The 24,686-nt window shown below is 69.9% G+C and carries 23 protein-coding genes; 13 read left to right on the plus strand and 10 right to left on the minus strand.

Features of this window, described 5'->3' with window-relative positions:
• The first annotated feature begins 171 nt into the window (after positions 1–171).
• A complete protein-coding gene (locus ACWEKM_RS25530) occupies positions 172–1,143 on the plus strand; it encodes a GNAT family N-acetyltransferase (protein ID WP_451623589.1) in 972 nt (323 codons plus the stop codon).
• 100 nt (positions 1,144–1,243) lie between these two features.
• Here ACWEKM_RS25530 and ACWEKM_RS25535 read toward each other — a convergent pair whose 3' ends face one another.
• From ACWEKM_RS25535 to ACWEKM_RS25545, 3 genes are read right to left on the minus strand one after another with little or no spacing between them, the layout of a single operon-like run.
• On the minus strand, positions 1,244–3,457 hold the full coding sequence (locus ACWEKM_RS25535) for a xanthine dehydrogenase family protein molybdopterin-binding subunit (protein ID WP_451623548.1): 2,214 nt from the start codon (positions 3,455–3,457) through the stop codon (positions 1,244–1,246).
• Complete coding sequence (locus ACWEKM_RS25540; RefSeq protein WP_451623549.1) at positions 3,454–4,443, minus strand: FAD binding domain-containing protein; 990 nt, start codon at positions 4,441–4,443, stop codon at positions 3,454–3,456. Before ACWEKM_RS25540 ends, ACWEKM_RS25535 begins: the two co-directional genes overlap by 4 nt.
• Positions 4,430–4,960, minus strand: coding sequence for a (2Fe-2S)-binding protein (locus ACWEKM_RS25545; RefSeq protein ID WP_451623550.1), 531 nt, complete (start codon positions 4,958–4,960; stop codon positions 4,430–4,432). Before ACWEKM_RS25545 ends, ACWEKM_RS25540 begins: the two co-directional genes overlap by 14 nt.
• A 250-nt stretch (positions 4,961–5,210) precedes the next feature.
• On the opposite strand from ACWEKM_RS25545, the gene ACWEKM_RS25550 reads away from it, so the two are divergent.
• From ACWEKM_RS25550 to ACWEKM_RS25580, 7 genes are all read left to right on the plus strand, one after another.
• Positions 5,211–6,389, plus strand: a complete 1,179-nt coding sequence (locus ACWEKM_RS25550; RefSeq protein ID WP_451623551.1) for an NAD(P)/FAD-dependent oxidoreductase — start codon at positions 5,211–5,213, stop codon at positions 6,387–6,389.
• Positions 6,386–6,646 carry a (2Fe-2S)-binding protein gene (locus ACWEKM_RS25555; RefSeq protein ID WP_451623552.1) on the plus strand — a complete coding sequence of 87 codons (261 nt, stop codon included), beginning with the start codon at positions 6,386–6,388 and terminating at the stop codon, positions 6,644–6,646. Before ACWEKM_RS25550 ends, ACWEKM_RS25555 begins: the two co-directional genes overlap by 4 nt.
• A complete protein-coding gene (locus tag ACWEKM_RS25560; RefSeq protein ID WP_451623553.1) occupies positions 6,633–8,021 on the plus strand; it encodes an FAD-dependent oxidoreductase in 1,389 nt (462 codons plus the stop codon). The genes ACWEKM_RS25555 and ACWEKM_RS25560 overlap by 14 nt, the downstream gene beginning before the upstream one ends.
• A gap of 19 nt (positions 8,022–8,040) precedes the next feature.
• Positions 8,041–8,970, plus strand: coding sequence for a dihydrodipicolinate synthase family protein (locus ACWEKM_RS25565; RefSeq protein ID WP_451623554.1), 930 nt, complete (start codon positions 8,041–8,043; stop codon positions 8,968–8,970).
• 1 nt (position 8,971) lies between these two features.
• On the plus strand, positions 8,972–9,973 hold the full coding sequence (locus ACWEKM_RS25570) for a proline racemase family protein (RefSeq protein WP_451623555.1): 1,002 nt from the start codon (positions 8,972–8,974) through the stop codon (positions 9,971–9,973).
• 214 nt (positions 9,974–10,187) lie between these two features.
• Positions 10,188–10,865 carry a GntR family transcriptional regulator gene (locus tag ACWEKM_RS25575; RefSeq protein ID WP_451623556.1) on the plus strand — a complete coding sequence of 226 codons (678 nt, stop codon included), beginning with the start codon at positions 10,188–10,190 and terminating at the stop codon, positions 10,863–10,865.
• A gap of 137 nt (positions 10,866–11,002) precedes the next feature.
• The gene (locus ACWEKM_RS25580; RefSeq protein ID WP_451623557.1) at positions 11,003–11,986 is read left to right on the plus strand and encodes a hypothetical protein; all 984 of its coding nucleotides are present in this window, start codon (positions 11,003–11,005) and stop codon (positions 11,984–11,986) included.
• A gap of 118 nt (positions 11,987–12,104) precedes the next feature.
• Here the strand turns inward: ACWEKM_RS25580 and ACWEKM_RS25585 are convergent, their stop codons facing one another.
• On the minus strand, positions 12,105–12,977 hold the full coding sequence (locus ACWEKM_RS25585; RefSeq protein ID WP_451623558.1) for an AraC family transcriptional regulator: 873 nt from the start codon (positions 12,975–12,977) through the stop codon (positions 12,105–12,107).
• A 153-nt stretch (positions 12,978–13,130) separates the two neighbouring features.
• Between ACWEKM_RS25585 and ACWEKM_RS25590 the strand changes: the two genes are divergently transcribed.
• On the plus strand, positions 13,131–13,967 hold the full coding sequence (locus tag ACWEKM_RS25590) for a phytanoyl-CoA dioxygenase family protein (protein WP_451623559.1): 837 nt from the start codon (positions 13,131–13,133) through the stop codon (positions 13,965–13,967).
• Positions 13,968–14,061: 94 nt separating this feature from the next.
• On the opposite strand, the gene ssuE is transcribed toward ACWEKM_RS25590, so the two are convergent.
• The 6 genes from ssuE to ACWEKM_RS25620 all read right to left on the minus strand — a co-directional run bounded on the left by ssuE (position 14,062) and on the right by ACWEKM_RS25620 (position 19,653).
• Positions 14,062–14,619 carry an NADPH-dependent FMN reductase gene (gene ssuE, locus ACWEKM_RS25595; protein WP_451623560.1) on the minus strand — a complete coding sequence of 186 codons (558 nt, stop codon included), beginning with the start codon at positions 14,617–14,619 and terminating at the stop codon, positions 14,062–14,064.
• 127 nt (positions 14,620–14,746) lie between these two features.
• Positions 14,747–15,181 (minus strand): OsmC family protein, encoded by a 435-nt coding sequence (locus ACWEKM_RS25600; protein ID WP_451623561.1) that lies wholly within the window; start codon positions 15,179–15,181, stop codon positions 14,747–14,749.
• Between the two features lie 117 nt (positions 15,182–15,298).
• Positions 15,299–16,654: an LLM class flavin-dependent oxidoreductase gene (locus tag ACWEKM_RS25605; protein ID WP_451623562.1), complete on the minus strand. Its 1,356-nt coding sequence runs from the start codon at positions 16,652–16,654 to the stop codon at positions 15,299–15,301.
• Positions 16,655–16,772: 118 nt separating this feature from the next.
• Entirely contained in the window at positions 16,773–17,888 is a 1,116-nt protein-coding gene (locus ACWEKM_RS25610; RefSeq protein WP_451623563.1) for an ABC transporter substrate-binding protein, read from the minus strand.
• A gap of 116 nt (positions 17,889–18,004) precedes the next feature.
• A complete protein-coding gene (locus tag ACWEKM_RS25615; RefSeq protein ID WP_451623564.1) occupies positions 18,005–18,748 on the minus strand; it encodes an ABC transporter ATP-binding protein in 744 nt (247 codons plus the stop codon).
• Entirely contained in the window at positions 18,745–19,653 is a 909-nt protein-coding gene (locus ACWEKM_RS25620) for an ABC transporter permease (RefSeq protein ID WP_451623565.1), read from the minus strand. The genes ACWEKM_RS25615 and ACWEKM_RS25620 overlap by 4 nt, the downstream gene beginning before the upstream one ends.
• A 532-nt stretch (positions 19,654–20,185) precedes the next feature.
• On the opposite strand from ACWEKM_RS25620, the gene ACWEKM_RS25625 reads away from it, so the two are divergent.
• The 4 genes from ACWEKM_RS25625 to ACWEKM_RS25640 all read left to right on the plus strand — a co-directional run bounded on the left by ACWEKM_RS25625 (position 20,186) and on the right by ACWEKM_RS25640 (position 24,638).
• Positions 20,186–20,851 (plus strand): GntR family transcriptional regulator, encoded by a 666-nt coding sequence (locus ACWEKM_RS25625; RefSeq protein WP_451623566.1) that lies wholly within the window; start codon positions 20,186–20,188, stop codon positions 20,849–20,851.
• Between the two features lie 559 nt (positions 20,852–21,410).
• Positions 21,411–22,235, plus strand: coding sequence for a 6-phosphogluconolactonase (locus tag ACWEKM_RS25630; RefSeq protein WP_451623567.1), 825 nt, complete (start codon positions 21,411–21,413; stop codon positions 22,233–22,235).
• A 55-nt stretch (positions 22,236–22,290) separates the two neighbouring features.
• The gene (locus ACWEKM_RS25635) at positions 22,291–23,592 is read left to right on the plus strand and encodes a family 4 glycosyl hydrolase (protein WP_451623568.1); all 1,302 of its coding nucleotides are present in this window, start codon (positions 22,291–22,293) and stop codon (positions 23,590–23,592) included.
• The gene (locus ACWEKM_RS25640) at positions 23,589–24,638 is read left to right on the plus strand and encodes a BadF/BadG/BcrA/BcrD ATPase family protein (RefSeq protein ID WP_451623569.1); all 1,050 of its coding nucleotides are present in this window, start codon (positions 23,589–23,591) and stop codon (positions 24,636–24,638) included. Before ACWEKM_RS25635 ends, ACWEKM_RS25640 begins: the two co-directional genes overlap by 4 nt.
• Positions 24,639–24,686 lie beyond the last annotated feature (48 nt).

Genomic DNA, 24,686 nt, shown 5'->3' on the forward strand with positions numbered 1-24,686 from the left:
CCGAGACGCTTCGCAGCCTTGGACATGCGCAGCAACTCCATGCACGCAAATATACATGCACAACACTAGGGATACTTAATGAAGTTGATGAGCCTTCTCGCGTCGTTGGCTGAGAGGACCTGCCGAATGGCTCGGTTATCTGGACCTGTTCTGCGCACCGCGAGGCTTGTGATGGAGCCGATCCGTCGCGAGGACAGTGACGATCTCTTTGCTGCCGTGGTCGGTCAGGACAGCGTCATGAGGTGGCTGGCCACCGGTCGGGCGGACAGCCGGTCTGCAGCCGAGGCCATGTGTGACGATCACGTCGCGCACTGGGCCCGGCACGGTTACGGCGACTTCGCGGTCCGGGATGCGGCAACGCATGCGTTCCTCGGACGGGTGGGACTGCGCAACCGGGCCCGGTACGGGGTCGACCTCGGCTTCGCCGTGCATCCGAGGGCACAGGGCCGCGGGATCGCGGGCGAGGCCGGCCGGGCGTGCCTGGACCTGGCGTTCGGCCGGCTCGCGCTGCCGGTCGTCTTCGCGTTCGTTCTGCCGGGCAACGCGGCCTCGATCGCCGTACTGTCGCGCCTGGGCGCCCAGGCGGACGGGGCCGTGCAGTCCAGTGGCCTGCACTGTCTGCGGTACCGGTTCGCCCCCGCCGCCACCCCGGCCACCGCGGGGCATGCGGTGGATGACGTCGATGCCGGTCTCCGGCTGGAGTACGCGTCTGGCCCCGGTGACCCGGATGACATGGTCTGGGCGGACAAGGAACACACGCTCACGGCGGTCCGTGACGGCCGGCCGGTGGCCTGTGTGGGATGGCTGCTGCGGGACATGACGTTCGACGGGACATCGCGGCGTGTCGCCGGGCTGGGCAGGGTGCTGGTGCACCCGGCCCAGCGGGGTCGGGGTATCGCCCGGACCATGATCAGCGTCGCGGTCGAACACGCCCGGGCGGCCGGTGCCGAGACGATGATGCTGCTCTGCCGCCCGGACATGGTCCCCTTCTACGCCCAGTTGGGATGGCGACGGCCTCGCGTGCCGGTCACCTTCGGGCAGTCCGACGACACCCGGCCCTGCCCACTGACCGCCATGTCATACGACCTGGCCGGCTTGCCCGAACCATCGGTCGGTGTCGACTTGCAGGGCCCGCCTTTCTGACGAGGTGAGCGCCGGTTCACCGGTGGGGCCGACTTGCTTCGGCCAGTGGTGCGCGGCCGGCGGACATACCCGGACACGGAACGGAGCCGTACCGAGGGAGTCACAGAAGGGCGTCCAGGGTGATCGGGAGCTCGCGGATGCGCTTTCCCGTGGCGTGATGCACGGCGTTGGCGATCGCGGGCGCGACGCCGACCAGACCGACCTCGCCGACGCCTTTGGTGCCGATGGCGGTGGCGCGGTCGGGCTCGCCGACGAAGACGACGTCCATGTCCGGGACATCGGCGTTCACCGCGATCAGGTAGTCGCCCAGCGTGCCGTTGGCGATACGCCCGGTACGGGGGTCGGTGACCGTGTCCTCGAACAGGGCCATGCCGATGCCGCCGACCGTCCCGCCGATGATCTGGCTTCGCGCCGTCTTCTCGTTGAGGATCCGGCCACCGTCGATCACCGAGACCACCCGCGCGACCCGGAGGAGACCGAGGTCCGCGTCGACCCGGACCTCCACGAACTTCGCGCCGTACGCACCGGCGGGGGACATGCCCAGCTCATCGGCGACCGGCGGAGTGCTGTCTCCGCTCGCCGTGAGCTCGGACAGCCCGTGCCGGGCGAGGACATCGACGTACGACTCCCCGAGGTCGGGGCGCCCCGCGGGATGGATGCACCCACCGGTGCACTCCACGTCGTCCGGGGAGACGGCCCGCAAAGGGGATTCGGCGTCGACGCACGCGAGTTCGGTGAACGAGCGCGCCAGCCGTCGGCAGGCGTGGTGCACGGCGTTGCCCAGTGCGCCGGTCAGCCCGGAGCCGCCCGCCATCGCCGAGTCGGGCAGGTCCGAGTCGCCCAGGTCGAAGCGGACCCGGTCGAGGGGCAAGCCCAGTTCCTCGGCGGCCAGTTGGGCCATCACGGTATAGGTACCGGTGCCGATGTCGGTCGCCGCGCTGCGCACCAGGGCGCTGCCGTCGCCGCGGACGGTGGCCTGCACCGTGCAGGGCGAGGCGAAGTAGGGGAAGAGGGCACCGGCCATGCCGTAGCCGACCAGCCAGTTGCCGTCGCGCATGGAGCGCGGCCTGGGGTTTCGCTCGGACCAGCCGAAGCGCCGCGCGCCGACCTCATAGCACTCCAGGAGTGCCTTGCCGGACCAGGGCAGCCCGCTGCGCGGATCGACGTCGGTGTGGTTGCGCAGCCGCAGTTCCAGGGGATCCATGCCCAGCCTGTAGGCCAGTTCGTCGAGGGCCGACTCCAGCGCGAAGTTGCCCTGTGCCTCGGCCGGGGCGCGCATGGAGGTCGGAACGGCGATGTTGATCCGGGCCTGCCGGTCCCGGGTGATCACGTTGGGGCAGCGGTAGGCGAAGGCGGTCGCCGCGGCGAAGGGCTCGTAGTCGTGGTCCTCCATGCTCAGGGAGCTGAGGCTGCGGTGGTCGAGGGCGAGCAGTTCGCCGCCGCGCGTGGCCCCGACACTCAGCCACTGCACCCCGCTGGGCCGGTGTCCGACCGAGGTGAACATCTGCGGCCTGGTCAGGACCAGCTTGACCGGTCGGTTGAGCACCCGGGCCGCCATGGCGGTCAGGATCACGTGCGGCCACGCACGCAGTCCGGCGCCGAAGCCCCCGCCCACATAGGGCACCAGAACCCGCACGGAGCTCTCGGGGATGCCGAAGGTCATGGCCAGGCTGGTGCGCACCATCGACGGCCACTGGCTGGTGTCGTGCACGGTGAGAGCGTCGCCGTCCCACGCGGCCAGGGTGGCGAACAGCCCCAGTGGGTTGTGGGTGTTGTCCGCCGTGGTGTAAGTGGCTTGCAGGGTCACCTCGGCGGACTCCAGTGCCGCGGCGGTATCGCCACGCGAGGTGTCCATCCCCCATGGGTCGACGAGCTGTTCGGCCCGCGGGTCCTGGAGATCCAGCAGCGGCTCCGTGGTCTCGTAGTCGGCCCGCACCAGGCGGGCCGCGGCGCCGGCCTGCTCCGGGGTCTCGGCCACCACGAAGGCGATGTGCTGCCCGTGGTGGACGATCCGGTCGCTGCGCAGCGGGGCGGGCGGCGACGCCCCGAGCACCGTCACCGGTCCCGTCCGCACCCGCGGCGCGTTCTCATGGGTGAGCACGCCGATCACTCCCGGGGCACCCTCGGCGGCCTTGGTGTGCATGCGGACGATCCGACCCGCGGCGACGGTGCTCTGCACCAGGGCGCCGTACGCCTGGCCGGGCATGCTGAAGTCCATCGGGTACGGGGCGGTGCCGGTGACCTTGCGCGGGCCGTCGACCCGGTTGACGCCCGCGCCGACCAGCGGCCGCCTCCTGCTCTCGACCGTACTCATGCGGTCACTCCTGACACTGTCTGCAACGCGCGGACCAGGGTGCGCCGGGCGAGCGGCACCTTGAACGCCGTGCCCGGGACGGTCCAGGCATCGCGCAGAGCCGCCTCGGCGGCGTCCCGGAACGTGGCCGTCGTGGCGGATGCGCCGGTCAGCACCTGCTCGGCCGGGTGGGCCCGCCACGGTTTCGTTCCCACACCCCCGAGGCCGACCCGGGCTCGACGGATCCGCCCGTCCGCCACGACGAGCAGCACCGCGGCCGAGGCGAGCGCGAACTCGTACGACGCCCGGTCGCGGACCTTCAGGTAGCCCGACCGGGCGGCCGACGGCGGCAGCGGGATCTCCACCGAGGTGATCAGTTCGGCGTGCTCCAGGACGTTCTCGCGCTGCGGGCTTTCGTCGGCGGTCAGATAGAACTCCGTCAGCGGTACGGTGCGGACTCCCGGCGGTCCCTGGATGTGCACGATGGCGTCGAGCGCCACCAGGGCGACGGCGAGGTCGGATGCGTGCAGTGCGATGCACCGCTCGCTCGCGCCGAGCACCGCGTGCATCCGCGCCGCACCTCGCACGGCGGCGCAGCCGGAACCCGGTGCGCGTTTGTTGCACTCGACGACCGTGGGGTCGCGGAAGTAACGGCAGCGGGTGCGTTGCAGCAGATTGCCCCCGATGGTGGCCATGTTCCGCAGCTGCACCGAGGCGCCCCGCAGCAGGGCCTCGCGCACCATGGGCAGCCGCGCGGCCACCGTGGCGTCGGCGGCCAGCTCCTCCATGGTGGCCAGGGCCCCCACATGGAGGGCCGCACCGCGGCGTTCGATGCCGTGCAGTGGGAGGCGGGTGATGTCGATCAGCCGCGGTGGCTCCAGGACCCCGTCCTTCATCAGGTCCAGCTGGGTCGTGCCGCCCGCCAGGCAGGCCGCCGCCGGGTCCGTTGCCAGCAACCGCACCGCCTCACGGGTGTCGGTGGCCCGGACGTAGTCAAAGGACCGCATCGTGACCTCCCCGGGACGCCGCCTCGCGTATCGCCGCCACGATGCCCGGGTAGGCACCGCACCGGCACAGATTTCCGCTCATGAACTCCCGGATCTCCTCGTCGGAGCCGGCCCGGCCCTCGGCCATGAGCGCGACCGCGGACATGATCTGCCCCGGTGTACAGAAGCCGCACTGAAATCCGTCGTGCTCCATGAACGCCTGCTGCACCGGATGCGGCCCATCGGCGCCGGAGACGCCCTCGATGGTGGTGATCGCCCGGCCCTCGGCCTGAGCGGCCAGGGTCAGGCAGGCCAGCACTCGCCTGCCGTCCAGATGGACCGTGCATGCGCCGCAGGCTCCCTGGTCACAGCCCTTCTTCGTACCCACAAGGCCCAGCCGGTCACGCAGCGCGTCCAACAACGTGACCCGGGTGTCCAGCCGCAGGGTGTGCGGGCGCCCGTTCACGGTGAGTGTCACGACCCGCTCGGTGATCGCAGGGCCGTCGTCCCTGCCCCGCCTGCTCGCCATGTCCGTCATCGCACCCTCCTCCGGACCGGTGATCGCACAGGACTCAAGCCGCTCCTGGGATCTATCCAGTGAAGCAGCTGTGTGCCTATGTGGCATTTCACACATGTTCATCCGGTGTGGGTCCAGCGGGCGGGTCCAGCGGGCGGGTCGGCCGGGCCGTGCCGATCGCGAGCCGGGGCGCGAGTCATGGTCGCGGGCGGGCAGTCAGATTCCTGCGAGACGTCTACCGAGGGAGCGTGGCATGTGACATGGTACTGAAATGCGCAGCTCGGACGTCGTCATCGTGGGGGCAGGTATCGTCGGGGCCGCCGTGGCCAGGCGGTTGGCCCTGGGCGGGTTTCGGGTCACCGTGCTGGATCGCGGCGCTTCCGCCGGAGGAACGTCGTCCAGCGGTGAGGGCAACATCCTTGTCTCCGACAAAGGCCCTGGCGCTGAACTCGATCTCGCGGTGCTGTCCGGCCGCCGCTGGACCGAACTCGCCGCCGAGCTTCCCGAAGAGCTGGGCCCCGGTTTCCCCGACCTCGAGTTCGAGGCGAAGGGTGGCCTGGTGGTCGCGACGACCACGACGGGGGCGGACGCGCTGCTCGCATTCGCGTCCGCACAACGACATGTGGGTGTCGACGCCCGTCCGGTGACCGCCGCGGAGGCCGCCGAACTGGAGCCCGACCTCACGCCACACGTCGCCGCGGCCGTCTTGTATCCCGGTGATGCCCAGGTGCAGCCGACCGTCGCGACGGAGGCACTGCTTGCTTCGGCTCGTCGGCACGGCGCGCGGGTACGGCAGGGTGTCACCGTTCTCAGCGGCATCGTGTCCGCAGGACGGCTCGTCGGCGTCGACACCACTGCCGGACGCTTCGGCGCCGAGCATACGGTCCTGGCCGCCGGGCCCTGGTCGGCCGAGGCCGCCGGAAGTCTCGGTGTTCGTCTTCCGGTGCTGCCCAGACGAGGGACCGTGCTGGTCACCACCCGGATGCCGCGCCGCATCCGGCACAAGGTGTACGACGCCGACTATGTCGGTGCCGTCGAGTCGGGCTCGGCCGACCTGCAGACGTCCGGCGTCGTCGAGTCGACGGCGGCCGGCACCGTGCTGATCGGCTCGTCGCGAGAACGACGTGGCTTCGACGAGCGGATCGAGGTCGCGGTGGTCGGCGAACTGGCCGCCAAGGCCATCCTTCTCTTCCCTTTCCTGGCCGGTGTTCCGGTCATGCGGGCCTACGGCGGGTTCCGGCCGTACGTACCCGATCACCTCCCGGTCATCGGGCCCGACCCTCGCCTGCCCGGCCTGTGGCATGCGACCGGGCACGAGGGTGCGGGCATCGGGCTCGCGCCCGGTACGGCGGACCTGATCGGTGCGCTCATGACCGGGGCGGAGCCCGAGATCCCGGCCGCCCCCTACGCGGTGACCCGCCCAACCCTGAAGGAGGAAACGACCGGATGAAGATCTGCGTGACCGTGGACGGTGAACGGCTGCGCGCCACGCAGGGGCAGACCGTTGCCGGTGTGCTGATATCGCGTGGCCGGGTCTCCTGGCGTACGACCGCCAAGGCCGGCCGGCCGCGCGGACTGTTCTGCGGTATCGGCGTCTGCTTCGACTGTCTGGTGACGGTGAACGGGCTCAGCGATGTGCGTGCCTGTCAGCGCCTGGTGGCCGACGGCGATGTGGTCGAGACGGGGGCGGCCGATGACGGGTGTTGACGTGCTGGTGATCGGAGCCGGTCCTGCCGGCCTGGCCGCGGCCCTGGCCGCCCGGCGGGCCCATGCCCGGGTGGTGCTGCTCGACGCGTCGGGCGTGCTGGGCGGTCAGTTCTGGCGCCATCCGCCGGCCGGGAGTTCCGCTGTGGACAGCCGCGCGCTACAGCACAGGTGGGCCACATTCACGGCGCTGCGACGGGCACTGACCGAAGACCCTGACTGCGAGATCGTCACCGGCGCCCAGGTCTGGGCGGTGGACCGCCGTGACACCATGCCGCTGGTCGTCCACACGCTGGTCGGCCCGGCCGACGGCGGTGATCGTCGGCGTCGCGTCTTCGAGCCACGCGCTCTGGTGCTTGCCACCGGTGCGCACGAGCGCACACTGCCGTTCCCGGGCTGGGACCTGCCGGGTGTCCATACGGCGGGCGCGGCGCAGGCGATGGCCAAGGGCGAGGGTGTCGCCGTCGGCAAGCGGGTGCTGGTCGCGGGCACCGGTCCGTTCCTGCTCCCGGTTGCCGCCGGCCTCATCCATGTGGGCGCGCGGGTGGTCGGCGTCGTCGAGGCGAGCGACTGGCGGCGGATCGCCCGCGGCTGGCTGCCGCGCCCGCACCGGATGGGGCCGCGGGACCTGATGGCCAAGTCGGCCGAACTCGGCGGATATGTACGTGCGTTGGCCGCGCACCGGGTTCCCTGTCGCACCGGCGCTGCCGTACTGGCCGCGCACGGCGACAACCGGGTGCGCGCGGTCACCGTCGCCCGGATCGCCGACGACTGGACGCCGCGGCAGGGCACCGGGTGGCGAGTCGACGTCGACGCGGTGTGCGTCGGCCACGGATTCGTGCCGCGCACGGAGATCGCCATCTCCGCGGGCTGCGCGCTCGCCGCCGACGGGAGCGTGCGCGTCGACGCGGAGCAGCGCACCTCGGTACCGGGTGTCTACGCGGCCGGCGAGATCACCGGTATCGGCGGCGCCGACCTGGCCCTGGCCGAGGGAGCGGCAGCGGGGCGGGCCGCGGCGGGCCGTGCCGGTGGCAGCGCCGAGGTGACCCGCCATCGCGCATTCGCCGACCGGATGCACCGCGCGCACGGCATTCGGCCCGGCTGGAAGTCCTGGGTCGACGACAGCACGATCATCTGTCGCTGCGAGGAGGTGACCGCTGGGCAACTGCGCGCCGTACTCGCCGCGACCGAGACCTGCGGTCTGCGCTCCCTCAAGCTCAGTTCACGCGCCGGTCTCGGTATCTGCCAGGGCCGCATCTGCGGCCGGAACGTCGAAGACCTGCTCCCTGACACTCCGCTGGATCCGGGACGCATGGCCCATCGCCCGATCGTCGCCCCGGTCCGGCTCGGTGACATCGCCACCCCTCCCGTTGAATGAGCTGAATGAGAGGTAGTCCATGGCCGGCAATCGATTTGACCTCGGCGGCGTCATCGTCGCGACGGCGCTGCCCTACAAGGCCGACGGCTCCGCCCCCGCAGGGCTCGCCGTCGACTACGACCGCTATGCCGAGCACTGCGACTGGCTGATCGGCAACGGCTGCCGTGGCGTCGGGCCGAACGGCTCGCTCGGCGAGTACTCGTCGCTGACCGACGAGGAGCGGCGCCGTGTGGTGCAGGTGGCCGTCGAGGCGGTGGGCGGGCGCGGCCTCGTGGTGGCCGGGGTACACGGCGCGGGCTGGCACCAGGCCAAGCACTGGGCCGAGTTGGCCAGGGCGGACGGCGCCGACGGGGTGCTCGCCCTGCCGCCGACCCTCTACCGGGCCAGCGACGAGCAGGTGGTCGACCACTACAGGCACATCGCCGAGGCCGGCCTGCCGATGATGATCTACAACAACCCGTTCGACACCAAGGTCGACCTCGTGCCGCGGCTGGTCGCGGAGCTTGCCGAGATCGACGAGGTGGTGGCGATCAAGGAGTTCAGCGGGGACGTCCGGCGGGCCTTCGAGATCCGCGAGCTGTGCGACATCGACGTCATCGCGGGCGCCGACGACGTGCTGTTCGAGCTGATGGTCGACGGCGCGGTCGGCTGGTTCGCCGGTTTCCCCAACACCTTCCCGGCGGAGTCGGTCGCGATCTACGAGCACATGGCGGCCGGCCGGTACGAGCAGGCCCGCTCGCTCTACAAGAAACTGGTTGCCGTGTTCCGGTGGGACTCGCGGACGGAGTTCGTACAGGCCATCAAGCTGGGCATGGACATGGTCGGCCGATACGGCGGCCCGTGCCGCCCGCCGCGCGGGCCGCTCGCCCCGGCGCACAAGAAGCAGGTGCGCGCCGACATGGAGCGCGCGATCTCCGGGCTCGCCGCGCTGTCCGCGGAAGCGCTCTGACATGCGGGCGAAGCGGCTGTTCTCGGCCGTCGACTCGCACACCGAGGGAATGCCCACCCGGGTGGTCACCGGCGGGATGGGCGTCATCCCCGGCGCGACGATGAACGAACGCCGACTGTACTTCATGCAGCATCTGGACGATGTGCGCCGACTGTTGATGAACGAGCCACGCGGGCACGCCGCGATGAGCGGGGCGATCCTCCAGCCGCCGACCCGGCCGGACGCCGATGTCGGCGTGCTGTTCATCGAGGTGTCCGGCTGTCTGCCGATGTGCGGGCACGGGACGATCGGGGTGGCCACGGTGCTGGTCGAGACCGGCATGGTCGCGGTCAGCGAGCCGGTCACCACCGTCCGGCTGGACACCCCGGCCGGTCTGGTGGTGGCGAGCGTCCAGGTCAGTGACGGGCACGCCGACTCGGTGACGCTGGAGAACGTGCCGGCCTACAGCGACCGGCTGGACGCGACGATCGAGGTGCCGGGGTTCGGACGGGTGCCGTACAGCCTGGCCTTCGGCGGCAACTTCTATGCGATGGTCGACCTGGACGCGGTCGGGCTGCCGTACGACCGGGCCCGCAAGACCGAGATCGTCAACGCGGGGCTGGCCGTCATGGAGGCGATCAACACCCAGGCGCCGCCGAAGCATCCGGACATCGCCGGCCTCGACCACTGCCACCACGTCGAGTTCATCGCACCCGGCTCGACGGCCCGGCATTCCCGGCATGCGATGGCGATCTTCCCCGGCTGGTTCGACCGATCACCGTGCGGCACGGGAACGTCCGCGCGCATGGCCGAGCTATGGGCCCGCGGCGAGTTGGAGATCGGTGCCGACTTCGTCAACGAGTCGTTCATCGGCAGCCGGTTCACCGGGCGGCTGGTCGGCCGGACCACGGTCGGCCCGCACGCCGCAGTCGTGCCGACCATCACCGGCCGCGCCTGGATCACCGGGCTGGGGCAGTACATGGTGGACCCGTCCGACCCGTACCCGGCCGGCTTCGAGTTCTGAGGAGGACATCTGGACATGACCGGACCTTGCCTGCTGAGCGGGCAGGTCCGCGCCATCCGATCGCGGACGAGCCGACGGCCGCGGCCGGCGAACCGGTACCGCAGGCGAGGGCGGCCAGGCCAGACGCAGGGAGTGGCCGGATAGTTAAGATGTGCCATTGCACTGAGCACTGGGAAAGACGGGGAACGGCCGTTGATGGGTGATGGGGATATTCATGGCGACCGCGGACAGTGATTCTCTGGCTCCGCTCACACCCGGCAGCAGTCTGCGGGAACGGGTCGAGGAAGCGATCGCCGCGGCCATCGTCTCAGGTCAGATGCCCGCCGGTGAGGTGTTCTCCGCCCCCACTCTGGCCGCTCGCTTCGGTGTCTCGGCCACGCCCGTCCGTGAGGCGATGCTCAACCTGGCCAAGCGCGGCATGGTCGACATCGTCCGCAACAAGGGCTTCCGTGTCACCGCGGTGAGCGAGGACGAACTGCGCGCGATCGTCGACGTACGCCAACTGCTGGAAGCGCCGGCGGTCCGGCGGCTCGCGGGCCAACTCTCCGAGGCCGACCTGACCCACCTGCGAGACCTGGCCGAGGAGATCGTGCGGGGTGCCCGCGATGCCGACCTGGCCCACTACCTACAGGCCGACACGACCTTCCACCTCACCCTGCTGAAGCTGGCCGGCAACCCGAGGCTGCATGACATCGTGGCCGACCTGCGTGCCCGGACGCGCCTGACGGGCCTGGCAGATCTGGTGGCGACGGAGGAGCTCCAGGCGTCCGCTCGCGAACACCTGGACCTGCTGGACCTACTGGAGGCGGGGTCGGCCGAGGAGTGTGAGCGGCTGATGGTCAGGCACATCGGCCATGTGCTGGGCTGGTGGGCCGGCCACGAGGAGGCGTGACACCCCGCCGGACGGCGCGTTGCCACCGCTCGTCCACGGCGCTCTCCATCAGGGTGGGTTGCCCTCCGCAGAACCACCGCCGCAGAACCACGCGTCCGGTTGGATGGCCTTGCCCCACCAGAAACGAGGAGCTTCCTATGAAGATCGAGTGCGGCCCGATGGTGTACGAGTGGATCGATGCCTGGGCGGCGGTGCCTGATCCGGAGTTGGCAAGGACGGGCTGGGCTCACCCCGGCATCCAGGTCACCGACGCGGGCGAGGTCGTGACCTTCCACCCCCGTAAGCCCCGGCTGTTGATCCTGCGACAGGACGGCTCGCTGCTCCGCGAGGTTCCCGTCCGGCTGAACGAGGGCCACGGCATGCAGATCGACGAAGACGCGGTGTGGATCGCGGATCCGGGAGGGAAGAGCTTTCTGCGGCCGGACGGCACTCTGAGCCACGAGGGGACCGGCCCCGCTGTGGCGAAGTACTCGCTGGACGGCGAGGAACTCGTGCGGATCGAGCGCCCGCCGGCCGATGTGTACGAGGACGGGGGACACTACGCGCCGACGGATGTCGCGGTCGACCCGTCCACCGGGGACGTCTGGGTGACTGACGGATACGGCTCCAGCCTCGTCCACAAGTTCGACGGCGACGGCCGGTACGTCCTCAGCGTGAACGGAGCGGAGGGCGGGCAGCGCTTCGACTGCCCGCACTCGATCGCGATCGACACCCGTCGGGGCGCGCCGGAGGTGTATGTCGCCGATCGCGGCAACGCACAGATCCAGGTGTACGGGACGGACGGCACGTTCGGCCGGATCATCGGAAAGGGCGTCCTGAACTCGCCGAGCGTCTTCGCCTTCGACGGCGAACGCCTCGTCGTCGGTGAGCTCTTCTCACGCCTTGCGGTGCTCGACGGTCAGGACCAACTGGTCGGATACATCGGGGACAACGGCGCGGTCACGGCGGAACCCGGCTGGCCGAACGCGCTCGACGCCGAGAACCTGCCCGTGCCCACGAACCGACTGCAGCCTGGAAAGTTCAACTCGCCGCACGGTCTGGCATCCGACCCGGACGGCAACCTGTATGTCGCGGAATGGCTGCTGGGCGGCCGCTACACCAAGCTGGCGAAGCAGGCGTAGGGGATACGCCGGGGCTGATCGGGCGCGAAACCGTGGGCGGCCGACATGCACAGTCGGGATGTCCGGCAGACACAGTCGGACATGCCGGCAGGCACTGCCGAGTCGGCTGTTGTGCGACTCAGCCCAACGGGTCGGCCGTTTTCCGTTTCTGTGGATGCGCGGCCCGGTACTCCGTCGGCCGCAGGCCCTTCAGCTCGCGGAAGCGGCGGTTGAAGTTGGCGAGGTTCCGGTAGCCGCTGCGGGCGGCGACCTCCGTGACCGGCAGACAGGTGGCGGTCAGCAGTGAGCAGGCCGTCTCCACCCGGAGCTGATTGATGTAGTCGGTGAGCGTACGTCCCATAACCCGGCGGAAGAAACGGCTGAAGGACGTCGGCGACATATGGACCAGTGCCGCCACCTCCGCCTGCTCCACCGGCTCGGTGTGGGCCTGCTGGAGGTAGCGGCACACGGCGTCGATACGGTCACGCACGGCAGTGCCCGGGGCGGTGGCGTATCCGGGCCCGGTGATCGGTGCGGCCGTGGCGTCCTCGGCGAGACGGCGCAGCACCTCGAGCAGCGCCACGGTCCGGGCCGCGGCCTCCAAGTGAGGGAGCCGGGTCACCAGCGCTCGCACCCCCTCCGAGGCATGATCGAAGCACAGCCCGTGGGCCGAGCGCGCCAGCAGGCCGCTCAGGACGCGGAACGGGGGCAGGGCGAAGAACTCCGGGCCGAGGAAGTCGTGCCGGAACTGCGTGACCACCGCTTCGGCGTTCGCCTCGGACGCCTCGGAGGCGAAGGTGTGCGGCAGATCCGGGCCGAGCAGCACCATCGCGCCGGGCTGATAACGCTCCACGGTGGTACCCACATAACGGGTGCCGGTACCGGCGGTGATCAGTGTGAGTTCATACTCCTGGTGATGGTGCCAGGCGAAGTCGAAGGACCTCTCGCTGCGGACGAAGCAAGTGAACGTGGTCCCATCGGAAATACCCGGTTGCTCGTAACGCGGCTTCACACGGGAATGCTAGCCCCCGGTCGGCCCTGTGCGTGCGGGTCAACTGAGTACCAGAAGTGGGCAACAGAGGCGTGGCGATGCCCCGCTCACCCTGCGACGGTGGAGCCCAGGACCCGGCCCTTTCCCACCCTTACGCATGAGGAGCAAGGCGACATGACCACGGCTGTGCAGGCATCCGCCTCCGAACTGGACGTCCCGTACGAGGGACTGGCCCCGTCCGCGACCGCCGACTTCAACCGCGACGGCTTCGTCCGCCTCTCCGGAGTGCTGTCGCCGGAGACGATCGCGGAGTATGAGCCGACGATCACCGCCGAGGTGATCCGGTTGAACACCCAGGATCTGCCGCTCGCCGAACGGGACACCTACGGCAAGGCGTTCTTGCAGGTGTCGAACATGTGGCAAGAGAACGAGAAGGTCAGGCAGTTGGTGTTCTCGCGCCGACTGGCGGAGATCGCCGCCCGGCTGCTGGGCGTGCACGCCGTACGCCTGTACCACGACCAGGCGCTGTACAAGGAGCCCAGCGGCGGTATCACCCCCTGGCACGCGGACCAGTACTACTGGCCACTGTCCTCCGACCGTTGCCTGACGATCTGGCTGCCGTTGCAGGAGACCCCGCTGGAGATGGGCCCGCTGTCCTTCGCCCGGGGCAGCCACAACTTCTCCTACGGCCGCGACCTCCCGATCTCCGACGAGTCCGAGGCACGGCTCAAGCAGGCCCTGGCCGAGCAGGACTTCGAGGACGTCGTCGAGCCCTTCGCCCTCGGTGACGCCAGCTTCCACCGCGGCTGGACCTTCCACCACGCGGGCCCGAACCAGGGCACGGTGCCGCGCCGTGTGATGACCGTCATCTACATGGACGCCGACATCCGGGTCACCGAGCCCACCAACGAGCATCAGATCCGTGACCTCGACTGGATGCCGGAAACGAAGGTGGGCCACGTTCCGCACACTCCGCTGAACCCCGTGCTGTACGACAGCCGAGCCCTCTGACGACCGGTGGCCGTCCTGCCGTAGCCACAGTGAGGTGTCGAGCTGCCCGCGTGCCGTCGTCATGGCGACGGCGCGCGGGCAGCTCGGATCGTTCTCAGCCGGTCGGCACCAACTGGGCTGTCCGTCCGTTCACCGCGGCGGAGAAGAAGTCCGTGACCCGTGCCAGTGCCCCGGCAGCGGCAGGTGAGATGGTGAGCGTGCCGTCGTCGTCGACGGTGATGTCACGGTCGAGCGTGAACCACCCCGGCACGATGTGTGCCGCCCCCATGGAACTCAGCACAGGACGCAGCGCATAGTCGAGGGCCAGCACATGGGCCGTGCTCCCGCCGGTGGCCAGCGGGAGCACGGTTTTCCCGGCCAACGCGTGCTGGGGGAGCAGGTCGAGCAGTGTCTTGAGCAGACCTGAGTAGGCGGCTTTGTACACAGGGGTGCCGATCACTATCCCAGCGGCCTGCTCGAACTGGGCGGCGGCACTGGCGATGGCCGGGTGCCGCAGGTCGGCGTCGAGGAGCGCGTCGGCGGGCAGGCTGCGTACATCCAGCACGGTCACGTCGTGGCCCTGGTCCCGCAGCCGGTGGTCGAGGTGGCGTAGGAGCCGTGCCGTGCGGGAGGAGGCAGAGGGGCTTCCGGACACGGACAGGATTGCGGCCATGAGGGACCTCCGAAGGCGGTGTGCTGATGAGGTGTCGACTGGGCGGGCGACGATCTATGCGCCTGCCGGCCGGCCGGAAGGGCGAAGGACCGGCCCAGGTGCCGGGCCGGCCGACGACGCTCGTCCCTCAGAGGGCGGGAGGGACGGCGGTTCCCGCGTGCACGGAGATCGTGACGTCACCGCCTCGGCGCAGGGTGTTGTAGATGGGGCAGCTGTCGGTGAAGAGCCCGGCCAGAGTCTCGGCCTCCTGCTGGGTCACTCCGCTCAGCCGCAGGTCGAGGCGGATGGCCGCGTAGCGGGTGGGGTCCTGCGGGTCTCGTTCATAGCTGACGTGGGCCTGCGCGTCGGTCAGGCCGGACCCACGCTCCGCGGCGTGGAGCTGGATGTTGCTCAGGGAACAGGAGGCCAGGGAGGACAGCAGCAGCTCTCCGGCCTGGACGGCCTCGGCCGGTCCGGTACGGGCGTCGGAGACGAAGTGGTTGCTTCTGGCGGTCACCAGGAGACGGCCCAGGGTGTCCGTGGTCCGGCCGGTGATGCTCACGGTATCGACTGCGGTCGTCATCGTCCTTGCTGTCCTCGTGTTTCTTGTGTTTCTCGTAGCTGTCGTAGCTGTCGTGGTTGTCGGCCGTGGCGGCGGACGGAACGGGCACGGCGGTGTGCCCACCGGGTCGGTGGATGCTCAGGCACCGTGGCGGCGGCTGCGCCAGGAACCGGCCTCGGGGCGTTCCAGGCCCAGGTTGTCGCGCAGGGTGCTGCCCTCGTACTCGGTGCGGAGGACACCGCGACGCTGCAACTCCGGAACCACCTGGCGGACAAAGTCCTCGAACGCTCCCGGAGTGTGGACGGCGCCCACGGTGAATCCGTCGCAGGCACCCTCCGAGTACCACCGCTCCATGCCGTCCGCCACCTCCGCGGCAGTGCCGACAAAGGCTCCCTCGATGCGGCCGCCATAGCGCTTCCCCAGCTCACGCAGGGTCAGTCCGTCGCGCCGAGTCATCTCGACGACCTCCTTGTAGTGGCCCTGGACGCCCGGTGCGTCCATGTCGGGCAGCGGCTCGTCGAGGGGGAGACCGGAGAGGTCGACGTCCAGGTGATAGGCGAGGGTGGACAGGCCGGCCAGCGGCGGTACCAGGTCCTCCAGCCGCTGCCGGGCCTCGTGCGCAGCCTCGGTGGTCGGGCCGATGACGGGAGTCGCCATGGGGAGGATCTTGATGTCGTCGGGGCGCCTGCCGTGGCGCACGGCGCGCGCCTTGATGTCCTGGTAGAAATCCCGGGCCGATTCCAGCGAGGCGTGGCTGCAGAAGATGACGTCCGACCAGCGAGCGGCGAAGTCCCGTCCCTTGGGAGAGGCGCCGGCCTGGATGATCACCGGGTAACCCTGGGGCGGGCGGGAGACGTTGAGCGGGCCGCGGACACTGAACCACTCGCCCTCGTGGTCGATGCGGTGGACCCGTGCGGGGTCGGCGAAGAGGGGCGCGGCCGGGTCCAGCACGAGCGCGTCGTCCTCCCAGCTGTCCCACAGCTTGCAGGCCACTTCGAGGAACTCGTCGGCCCGGTCGTACCGCTTGTCACGGTCGATGTGCCGGTCGTTGCCGAAGTTGCGGGCCTCGGAGTCCTGGAAGGAGGTGACCACGTTCCAGGCCGCGCGGCCGTGGCTGAGGTGGTCGGTCGTGGCGAACGACCGTGCCACCGGGAAGGGTTCCAGATAGCTGGTGGAAACCGTGGCGGCCACACCGAGGTGCTCGGTGACGGCCGCGACCGAGGCGAGGATGGGTGTCGGGTCGAGTCGCAGGGAGCCGAGCGCGCCGTAGCGCAGTTGGCTGTCCGTACTGTTGTCGAACCGGTCGGGTACGGACAGGATGTCGGCGAAGAACATCAGGTCGAATCTGCCCTGTTCGAGGATCCGTCCGATGTGCTGGTAGTAGGAGGCGGACAGCCAGTTCGGCTCGGCGCCCGGGTAACGCCAGCCTCCGGGCCGGCCGGGCCCTGCGGTGACGAAGGCGGCGAGGTGCATCTGATTCTGGGAGGTGCTCATCGAGGGGCTTTCTGCCGTGGCGGGTGGGCGTGGGGGCTTCTCCGGGTGCTGGTGCGGTCATCGCGGCGGCCGGGATGCCGGGCCGGCGCGCCGCGCGGCCCGGGTGTCCGGCGCCGGTTCACTTCGCGAGTTCGGTGGCGACCGTCTTCCTGATCGAGTCGAACCGGGAGTCCCGCAGAAACCCGGCCACATCGATCTTCGACGGGTAGACACCCAGAGCGTGGAAGTTGTCGGCGAGGTCCTGGGTGCTGTCGATCGCCCGGGTGTCCACCGCCGCGAGAGTGTCGGCGTTGGAGTCGGACAGCAGCTTCTTCCGGGTCAGCTCCAGGTAGACCTCGCGCTCCAGTTTCGCGGAGCCGAATCCGCCGATGCGGTCGAAGAAGTCGACGCTCTTCTCCGGTGAGCCGTTGATGCTCCGCTGGGCGTCGCGGACGGTGCGCACGACCTTCGCCACGGCCTCGGGGAACTCCTTCGCGAACGACTCACTCGCCACGTAGAAGCTGTAGTCGTACGTCTTGACGTTCGGCAGACTGCGGGCCCGATGCCGGGCTTTGGCCAGGCCGATGGCGGGCTGCCAGCTGATCCAGGCGTCCACCTTGCCGTTGGCGAAGGCCGACTCCGCGTCGGCGGCGGGCAGATCGACATACTCGATGTCGTCCAGCCGCAGCCCGGCGCTCTCCAGGTACTTGATGAGGCTGTAGGTGCTCGTCGTGCCCTTCTGGTCGGCGATCCGTTTGCCCTTGAGATCCGCCGCACCGCGGATGGCGGAGTCCTTCGGTACGAGGATCTCGACCTCCGTGCCGGGCAGGGGGTAGGCGGCGAGCGGCACGATGGGGACGCCGCCGCCGATCGCGTAGGCCACGGCGGTGGCGGTGGCGAACGAGAAGTCGACACTGCCGGCCTTGAACGCCTCCATGACGGGCAGGGAGGCGGTGAAACCCGACGGCCAGGAGACCGCCGTGCCACCGAGTTCCTTGCCGATGTCCAGGCCGTCGAACTTGTGGCGCAGTGCCGCCGGAATGCCGGTCCTGCCGTTTCCGATGACCGCGAAGCGGAGCTTGGCGGGCACTCCCGCGGCGAGTTTTTCGGTCTTGGGTGTGGAGCTGCCCTGGCCGCAGGCGGCAAGGGCGGGCGCGAGCGCGGCGATGCCGCCCAGGGTGAGGAGACGACGGCGCGAGAGCCCGGCCGGCTCGTCGGCGGAGGGACGGGAGGTGGTGATGCGGTATCTGGTCATGGTGAATTCCTTCGCGTTCAGCGAGGGGAGGCATGGATGGGAGCGGTCGGGTGAGGCGACGGGAGGACCGGCCTGCTCAGGCGACTTCAGGCGGCTTCGGGCGAGTTCGGGCGAGTTCAGGCGACGTCCGGGGTGATGGCATCGGCTGCGAGCAGCCCCTGGAGGATCTCTTCCTTCCAGGCGACGAGGCGTGGGTGGCCGCGCCGGTCCCCGCGCGGCAGATCGATCCGCAGATCGCGTCCGATCGAGCCGCCGGTCAGCACCAGAACGCGGTCGGACAGCACAAGGGCCTCCTCCACGTCATGGGTGACCAGCAGCACGGTGCGTGGCTGTGCCAGCCAGAGGCGTTCCACGAGTTGCTGCATGGCGATCCTGGTCAGGGCGTCCAGAGCACCGAACGGCTCGTCAAGCAGCAGTACTTCGGGACGGTGCAGGAGGGCACGGGCCAGGGCGACACGCTGCTTCTGGCCGCCGGACAGCTCGGCCGGCCAGGCTCCCTCACGACCGGCCAGTCCCACGGCCTCCAACAGGGCACGGGCCTCGTCCCTGCGGCCCTTGACACCCAGCAGCACATTGTCCTCGACGGTGCGCCAGGGCAGCAGCCGGTCCTCCTGGAACATCATGCGTGCCGTGGCCGGTTCCGGCCCCGCTCCGTGGAAGGTGACGCTTCCCGTGCTGGGTTCCTCCAGCCCGGCGATGATCTGCAGCAAGGTGCTCTTGCCCGCGCCGCTGGGGCCGAGGAAGGAGACGAAGGAGCCGGGTTCGACCTCCAGGTCGAGGCCCTTGAGGACCCACCGGTCGCCGTACCGTTTGCCCACACCGCCGAGGAGGAGGCGGGCACCGGACTCGGGGGGCGTCACGGGGACGGACGACGGTAGTGGGGATGCCACCGCAGGACCCTTCTTTCGATGAGCTTGGTGAGGAAGTCGGCGAGCAGACCGGCCAGTGCGTACAGCACGATGGCGAGCACGATCTGGTCGGTGCGCAGCATTTGCCGGGCGTCCTGGGCGAGGTAGCCGATTCCGTCGCTGGCGGAGATGGTCTCGGCGACCACCAGGGTCATCCAGGCGACGCCGAGGGAGTAGCGGATGCCCGCCAGGATGGTCGGCAGCGCACCGGGAACGGCGATGTCACGTACGAGGGCCCAGCGCCCCAGACCGTAGGAACGGCCGAGTTGGAGCAGTTTGGGGTCGACTTCGCGGATGCCGGTGACGGTGTTCAGATAGACGGGGAAGAAGGTGCCCAGCGCCACCAGCAGGATCTTGGGCTCCTCGCCGATGCCGAACCAGGCGATCATGAGGGGGACCAGGGCCAGGTGCGGGATGGTGCGGACCATCTGCAGCGAGCGGTCCAGGAGCACCTCGGCCGGTTTCGACATCCCCACGGCGAAACCGAGGACGAGGCCGGTGGCCGTGCCGAGGGCGAAGCCCTGCGCGATACGGCGCAGGCTGGTGAGAATGTACCGCTGGAGGTCACCGGTGGCGGCAAGGTCGGTGCCTGCCCGTAGGACCGCCTCCGGAGCGGGCAGGACCGATGCGGAGAGGACCCCGGTCCGGGCGGTCACCTGCCACACCACCAGGGCCAGCAGCGGAACGGCCCAGGGGCCGAGCGTCCGGCCGGTGCGCGGCAGCAGACGGGCGCTCCGGCGTGGGGCGGGGGGTCCGGTCGGACGTGGCGGGGCGGCACGACCCTGGGCGGAGACGGTGGCGTCGGTCGGCCCGGAGGGCGGATCCCCGTCCTTGGTGAGCAGTGGCTGCTCGGGCATGGGTCTCCCTTTCAGGAGTGGTTGTTCGGGCCCCGGCCGCCCACGGCTACGGCCCGCGCACGGGCGGGGACCTACGTCGGGCGGAGGAGAAACTCCGGCGTGTGCGGAGCGAGGGGTGCTCGCGGGCTCGATCGCCGGGCCAGGGGCCGCAGGGCATGACAAGCGAAGCGGGACGGCAGCCGCGTGCGGACTGCGCAGTCGAGGTGTGCCGCTACGAAGACTGGATCATCAGCGACAGCTGGCGCTGGAGACCCGCATGAGATCGATGTGCCGACGGCAGGTCAGCTCGCCCGCTCGCAGGAGTACGACCGCGACGACGGCCAGGGGGGCCTGACCCCGCCGTGACTGCGTTTCGCGGTACATGCCGGAACTCCCGTGGATGTGATCGCCGGCCGATCGGCCCGGCGTCCGGAGCTGCTTCGAACGTGGAACAGACCCTAACGACACCTGCATTCAAGTGCAAGCTAGTGTATACAGATGTCCTCAGTGCAGCCCCCGAGGGGCGAGGACAGAGAGGGCAGGGGAAGAGGACGTGGCCACTTCAGAGGAAGACGGACGTACGGGCAGTCACTACACCCGCATCCGGCAGAGCATCCTCAGCGGGCAGGCAGGGCCCGGCACCGTCCTGATCCCCACGACCCTCAGCGCGCAGTACAACGTCTCGCGCACCCCGGTGCGGGAGGCTCTGATCAGGCTCGAACAGGACGGCCTGGTGGAGCAGGCAACCCGCGGCTATGTGGTCCGTACCCGCACGCCGGAGGAGATCCTGGAGATCTGCGAGGCCCGTATCGCCCTGGAGTCGTCGGCCGCGCAGGCCGCCGCCCTGCGGCGGACCGAACTCGACCTGGCCCGGCTGGTCCATGTCCACGAGAGCACCGTGGCGGCCAGGGACCCCGCCGAACTGCGGGAACTCAACATGCTGTGGCACGTGGCGCTGCGCGAGGCCGGGCACAACGCCTCGATCGCCGAACTGATGGACCGGCTGGACGCCCAGTTGAGGGTGTACGACGCGCGCACCGCCCCTGCCACGGACCTCCCCGACAACCTCAGCCTGATCCTCGAAGAGCACGCCGCGATCCTGGACGCGGTGCGTCGCCGTGATGCGGCCGCGGCCCGCGAGCGCATGATCGCCCACCAGAGCCGCACCAGGGACCTGCGCATCAGCGCCCTGGCCCGGTCGCGAGGCGCCACGTCCTGACGAGAGGACCTGGGCCTCTGCCGACCTTGGCCCCGGGTGTGTCCGCCGGGCAGCGACTGCTCGCAGCGCGGTGACGGGCGATCGATCCGGCTTCTCGCCCCGCGCCGAGGGCCGACTTCGCGGCGCACCCCTTCTGGGGGTTGCTTCACACTCCGCGGCCGCGCTGCCTGCCTCGGCCACGTACCCGTCCAGCCGTCTTCACACCCGAGTTGACGGGACTCTGGTTCACCTGGTCTGCGGATCATCGGACGGCTCGGCCGTATAGATGCCGACGGCGGGCCGTAGAGCGTCGTCGCCCGCTCCTCGTCCGCTCCTCGTCCGGGACACGCACCGTCTGTCTCGATGTTTTGTCCTGCGCCGATGATGGCGATGGCCGTTCCCTGGCAGAGGCGATGGCTCTTCCCCGGCAGAAGGGGGCCAAAGCCGCCGCCGGACTCCCGCTGCACCACGCCGTGAGACGCCACGCCTGGAGCCATTGCCCAGACCAATCAGACCAGGGTATGGTTTGTGGAGTAACTGGTCCGCCAAAGCGTTGGCTGGTCGAGAAGGAGTTCATTCAGTGCGGGTGTCGCCGATCGTCTTCCCGGACCCAGAGGCGCTGGGCCGCAGGCTTGCAGCGGAGATCGCGGTCGAGATCGAGGAGGCCGCGAGAGCAGGGCGGAAGTATCTGCTCGGCTGTCCGGGTGGGCGCAGTGCCGCCAGTACCTACCGCGCTCTCGCGGATGAGGTGGCCGCGCGAGGGCTGGACCTCGGGCATGTCGTGATCGTGATGATGGACGAGTATGTCGAGGCCACGGCGTCGGGTGCGCACGGCCGGGAGTACCGGACGGTCGATCCCGAGCTGCCGCACAGCTGCCTTCGGTTCGGGCGGGTGGAGATAGTCGGGCGGTTGAACGCGGCGGCGGGAGCGGGGCGGGGAATCACCCCCGAGCGGCTGTGGCTGCCCGACCCGGCCGATCCCGGAGCCTATGACCGGCAGATCGCGGAGGCCGGCGGGATCGATCTGTTCCTGCTGGCCTCGGGAGCCGGGGACGGGCACATCGCGTTCAACCCGGTGGGTAGCGCGGTGGACTCGCCGACCAGACTGGTCGAGCTGGGCGAACAGACCAGAACCGACAATCTGGCGACCTTCCCGACCTTCGGCGGGCTGGACGATGTTCCCCGGTACGGCGTCACGGTCGGCATCGGCACCATCCGCGTACAGTCCAAGAGGGTGGTGATGGTGGCGCACGGTCGCGACAAGGGCAGGGCCGTTCACCGTCTCACCCACGCCGAGGGGTATGAGGCCGACTGGCCGGCCACCATCTTCGTCGACTGCACGCAGCCGAGGCTCTATCTCGATCAGGCGGCGGTCACCGCGTCCGCGGCGCTTGCCTCGCTCTGACGTCGCATTTCCCATCGGAATCAGTAGTGCATCACCAACAGATCCTGGAGGATCGATGGCTCGCGTAAAGATCGCCTATCTCGGCGGTGGTTCCTCGCGCGCGGCAGGGACCATGGCTTCCTTCATGCACCATGGCGAGGAGTTCAACGGCTCCGAGTTCGTGCTGATCGACCTGGAGCAGGACCGGCTCGACGTGGTCCAGAAGCTCACCCAGAACATGGCCCGCAACCAGGGTCTCGACATCACCATCACCACGTCGACGAACCAGCGCGAGGCCCTGCGCGATGTCGACGCCGTGCTCAGCAGCTTCCGTCCGGGCGGCTTCGAGGCCCGCGCGCTGGACGAGCGGATCCCGCTCAAGTACGGCGTCATCGGCCAGGAGACGCAGGGGCCGGGCGGCATGATGATGGCGCTGCGCTCGATCCAGATCATCAAGAGCCTCTGCGCCGACCTCAACGACGTCGCTCCCCGCGCCCGGATCTTCAACTACACCAACCCGGTCAACATCGTCTCCCAGGCGGTGTCCGACTACACCGACATCCCGATCGCCTCCTTCTGTGAGGGCCCGATCGTCTTTCCGCCGGTGGTCGCCAAGGCCGCCGGTCTCGACCCGGACAAGCTCAAGGCCAACCTGGTCGGCATCAACCACAACTGCTGGTCCAACGAGGCCACCTACGACGGGCAGGACGCGTTCCCCATCCTGCGCGAGCGTTACGAGGCGCTGAAGGGCAAGCCCACCGACGACATCAACGGTCTGCGGGCGCTGCACCTGGCGGTGGCGATGGAGTCCATCCCCTCGGACTACTTCAACTACTACTACTTCCGGGACGACATCCTGCGCGAGCGGCAGCTGGCCGAGAAGACCCGCTCCGAGATCATCATGGACGCGCTGCCCGGCTACTGGGAGCACTACCGCGAGCAGGCGAACTCCGACGCCCCGCAGCTGGAGCAGGAGCGTTCTCGTGGCGGTATCCACGAGCTGGAGCTGGCCATCGACGCGATCAGCGCGTACTACAACGACGCCCCGATCCGTCAGCCCTTCAACATCACCAACACCGAGGGCTGGCTGCCCGGCTTCGAGGAGTCGACCGTCGTCGAGCTGTGGGGCACGGTGGACGGCAAGGGCTTCCACCCCGAGAAGCAGAAGCCGCTGCCGCACTCCGTGCTCGGCATCACCCAGCAGCTGGCCGAGTACCAGATCCTCACCGCCAAGGCCGGCTGGGAAGGCAATGTGGCGGACGCCGTCCGCGCCATGATGTCCAACCCGCTCGTGCCGTCGCTGTCCGTGGCCGAGGCGCTGTACGCCGAGATGGCCCACGCCCAGCGCGCCTGGCTGCCGGAGCGTCTGCTGCCGTGATCCAGGCGCAGACGGCAGGTTCCGCGTCCGCTCTCTTCCTGGGAGTGGACGCGGGTAACAGCAAGACCGCCGCCCTGGTGTCCACCGCCTCCGGTGAGGTGGTGGGCGCCGGGCGTTCGGGCTGCGGGGACATCTACGGGGCGCCGACCCCCGAGGCCGCCGTGGCCGAGGTGCTCGCAGCCGTACGGGAGGCTCTGGCCCAGGCCGGGGCGGACATCCAGGACGTCGCCAGCGCGGCCTTCCGGCTGGCGGGAGTCGACTGGCCCGAGGACCGGACCTACTGGGACCAGGCTCTGACGCGCCAGTGCCCCGGTGCGCTGGCCGGCCGCAGCATCCTCAACGACGGCTACGCCGCCATCCGGTGCGGCGACCCCAGTGGCATCGGTATCTCGGTGACCGGAGGCACGGCAGCGGCGATCGCCGCTCGCGGGCCCGAGGGCGAGCTGTGGGACATGGGCTGGTGGGGTCAGCACGGGATGGGCGCCACCGGTCTGGCGAACGAGGCGTTCCGGGCGATCTTCCTGGCCGAGCTGGGACTCGGGCCGCAGACTGCCCTCACCGAGGCCCTGCTCGCGCACTACGGCAAGCCCACGGCGGAGGCCCTCAACCACTGGCTCACTCGCCGGCATGAGCCGGCCAGTCACCGGGAGCGGACCAGTTGCGCACGCGTGGTCACCGCGGTGGCCACGGCAGGCGATCCGGTGGCCGCGGCCATCGTCCACGCCCAGGGAAGCCACTTTGCCCAGTATGCCGAGGTGGCCGCGCGGCGCACCGGCCTGATGCGGGCCGGCCGGCCGGTGAGCGTCGTACTGTCGGGCTCGGTGCTGATGGCACCGGACTCCCCGGTCGCCGAGGCGCTGCTCGCGGAACTGCCCGCGCATCTTCCCGGCGCGGTGCTGCACCGCAGCTCGTTGCCGCCGGTGGCGGGCGCGCTGCTGGACGCCCTCGCCGATGGGGGGACGGCACTGGCGGACCCGGCGACGGCCGATGCCGTGGTGGCGGACGTGACCAAGAGCCTGCCGCCCCGGGAATTCCTCGCCACCTGAGAGCTACTACCTGAGAACTACCTGAGCGTCACCCGAGACGCGGCCGCC

It is taken from the genome of Streptomyces sp. NPDC004752 (assembly GCF_053601275.1).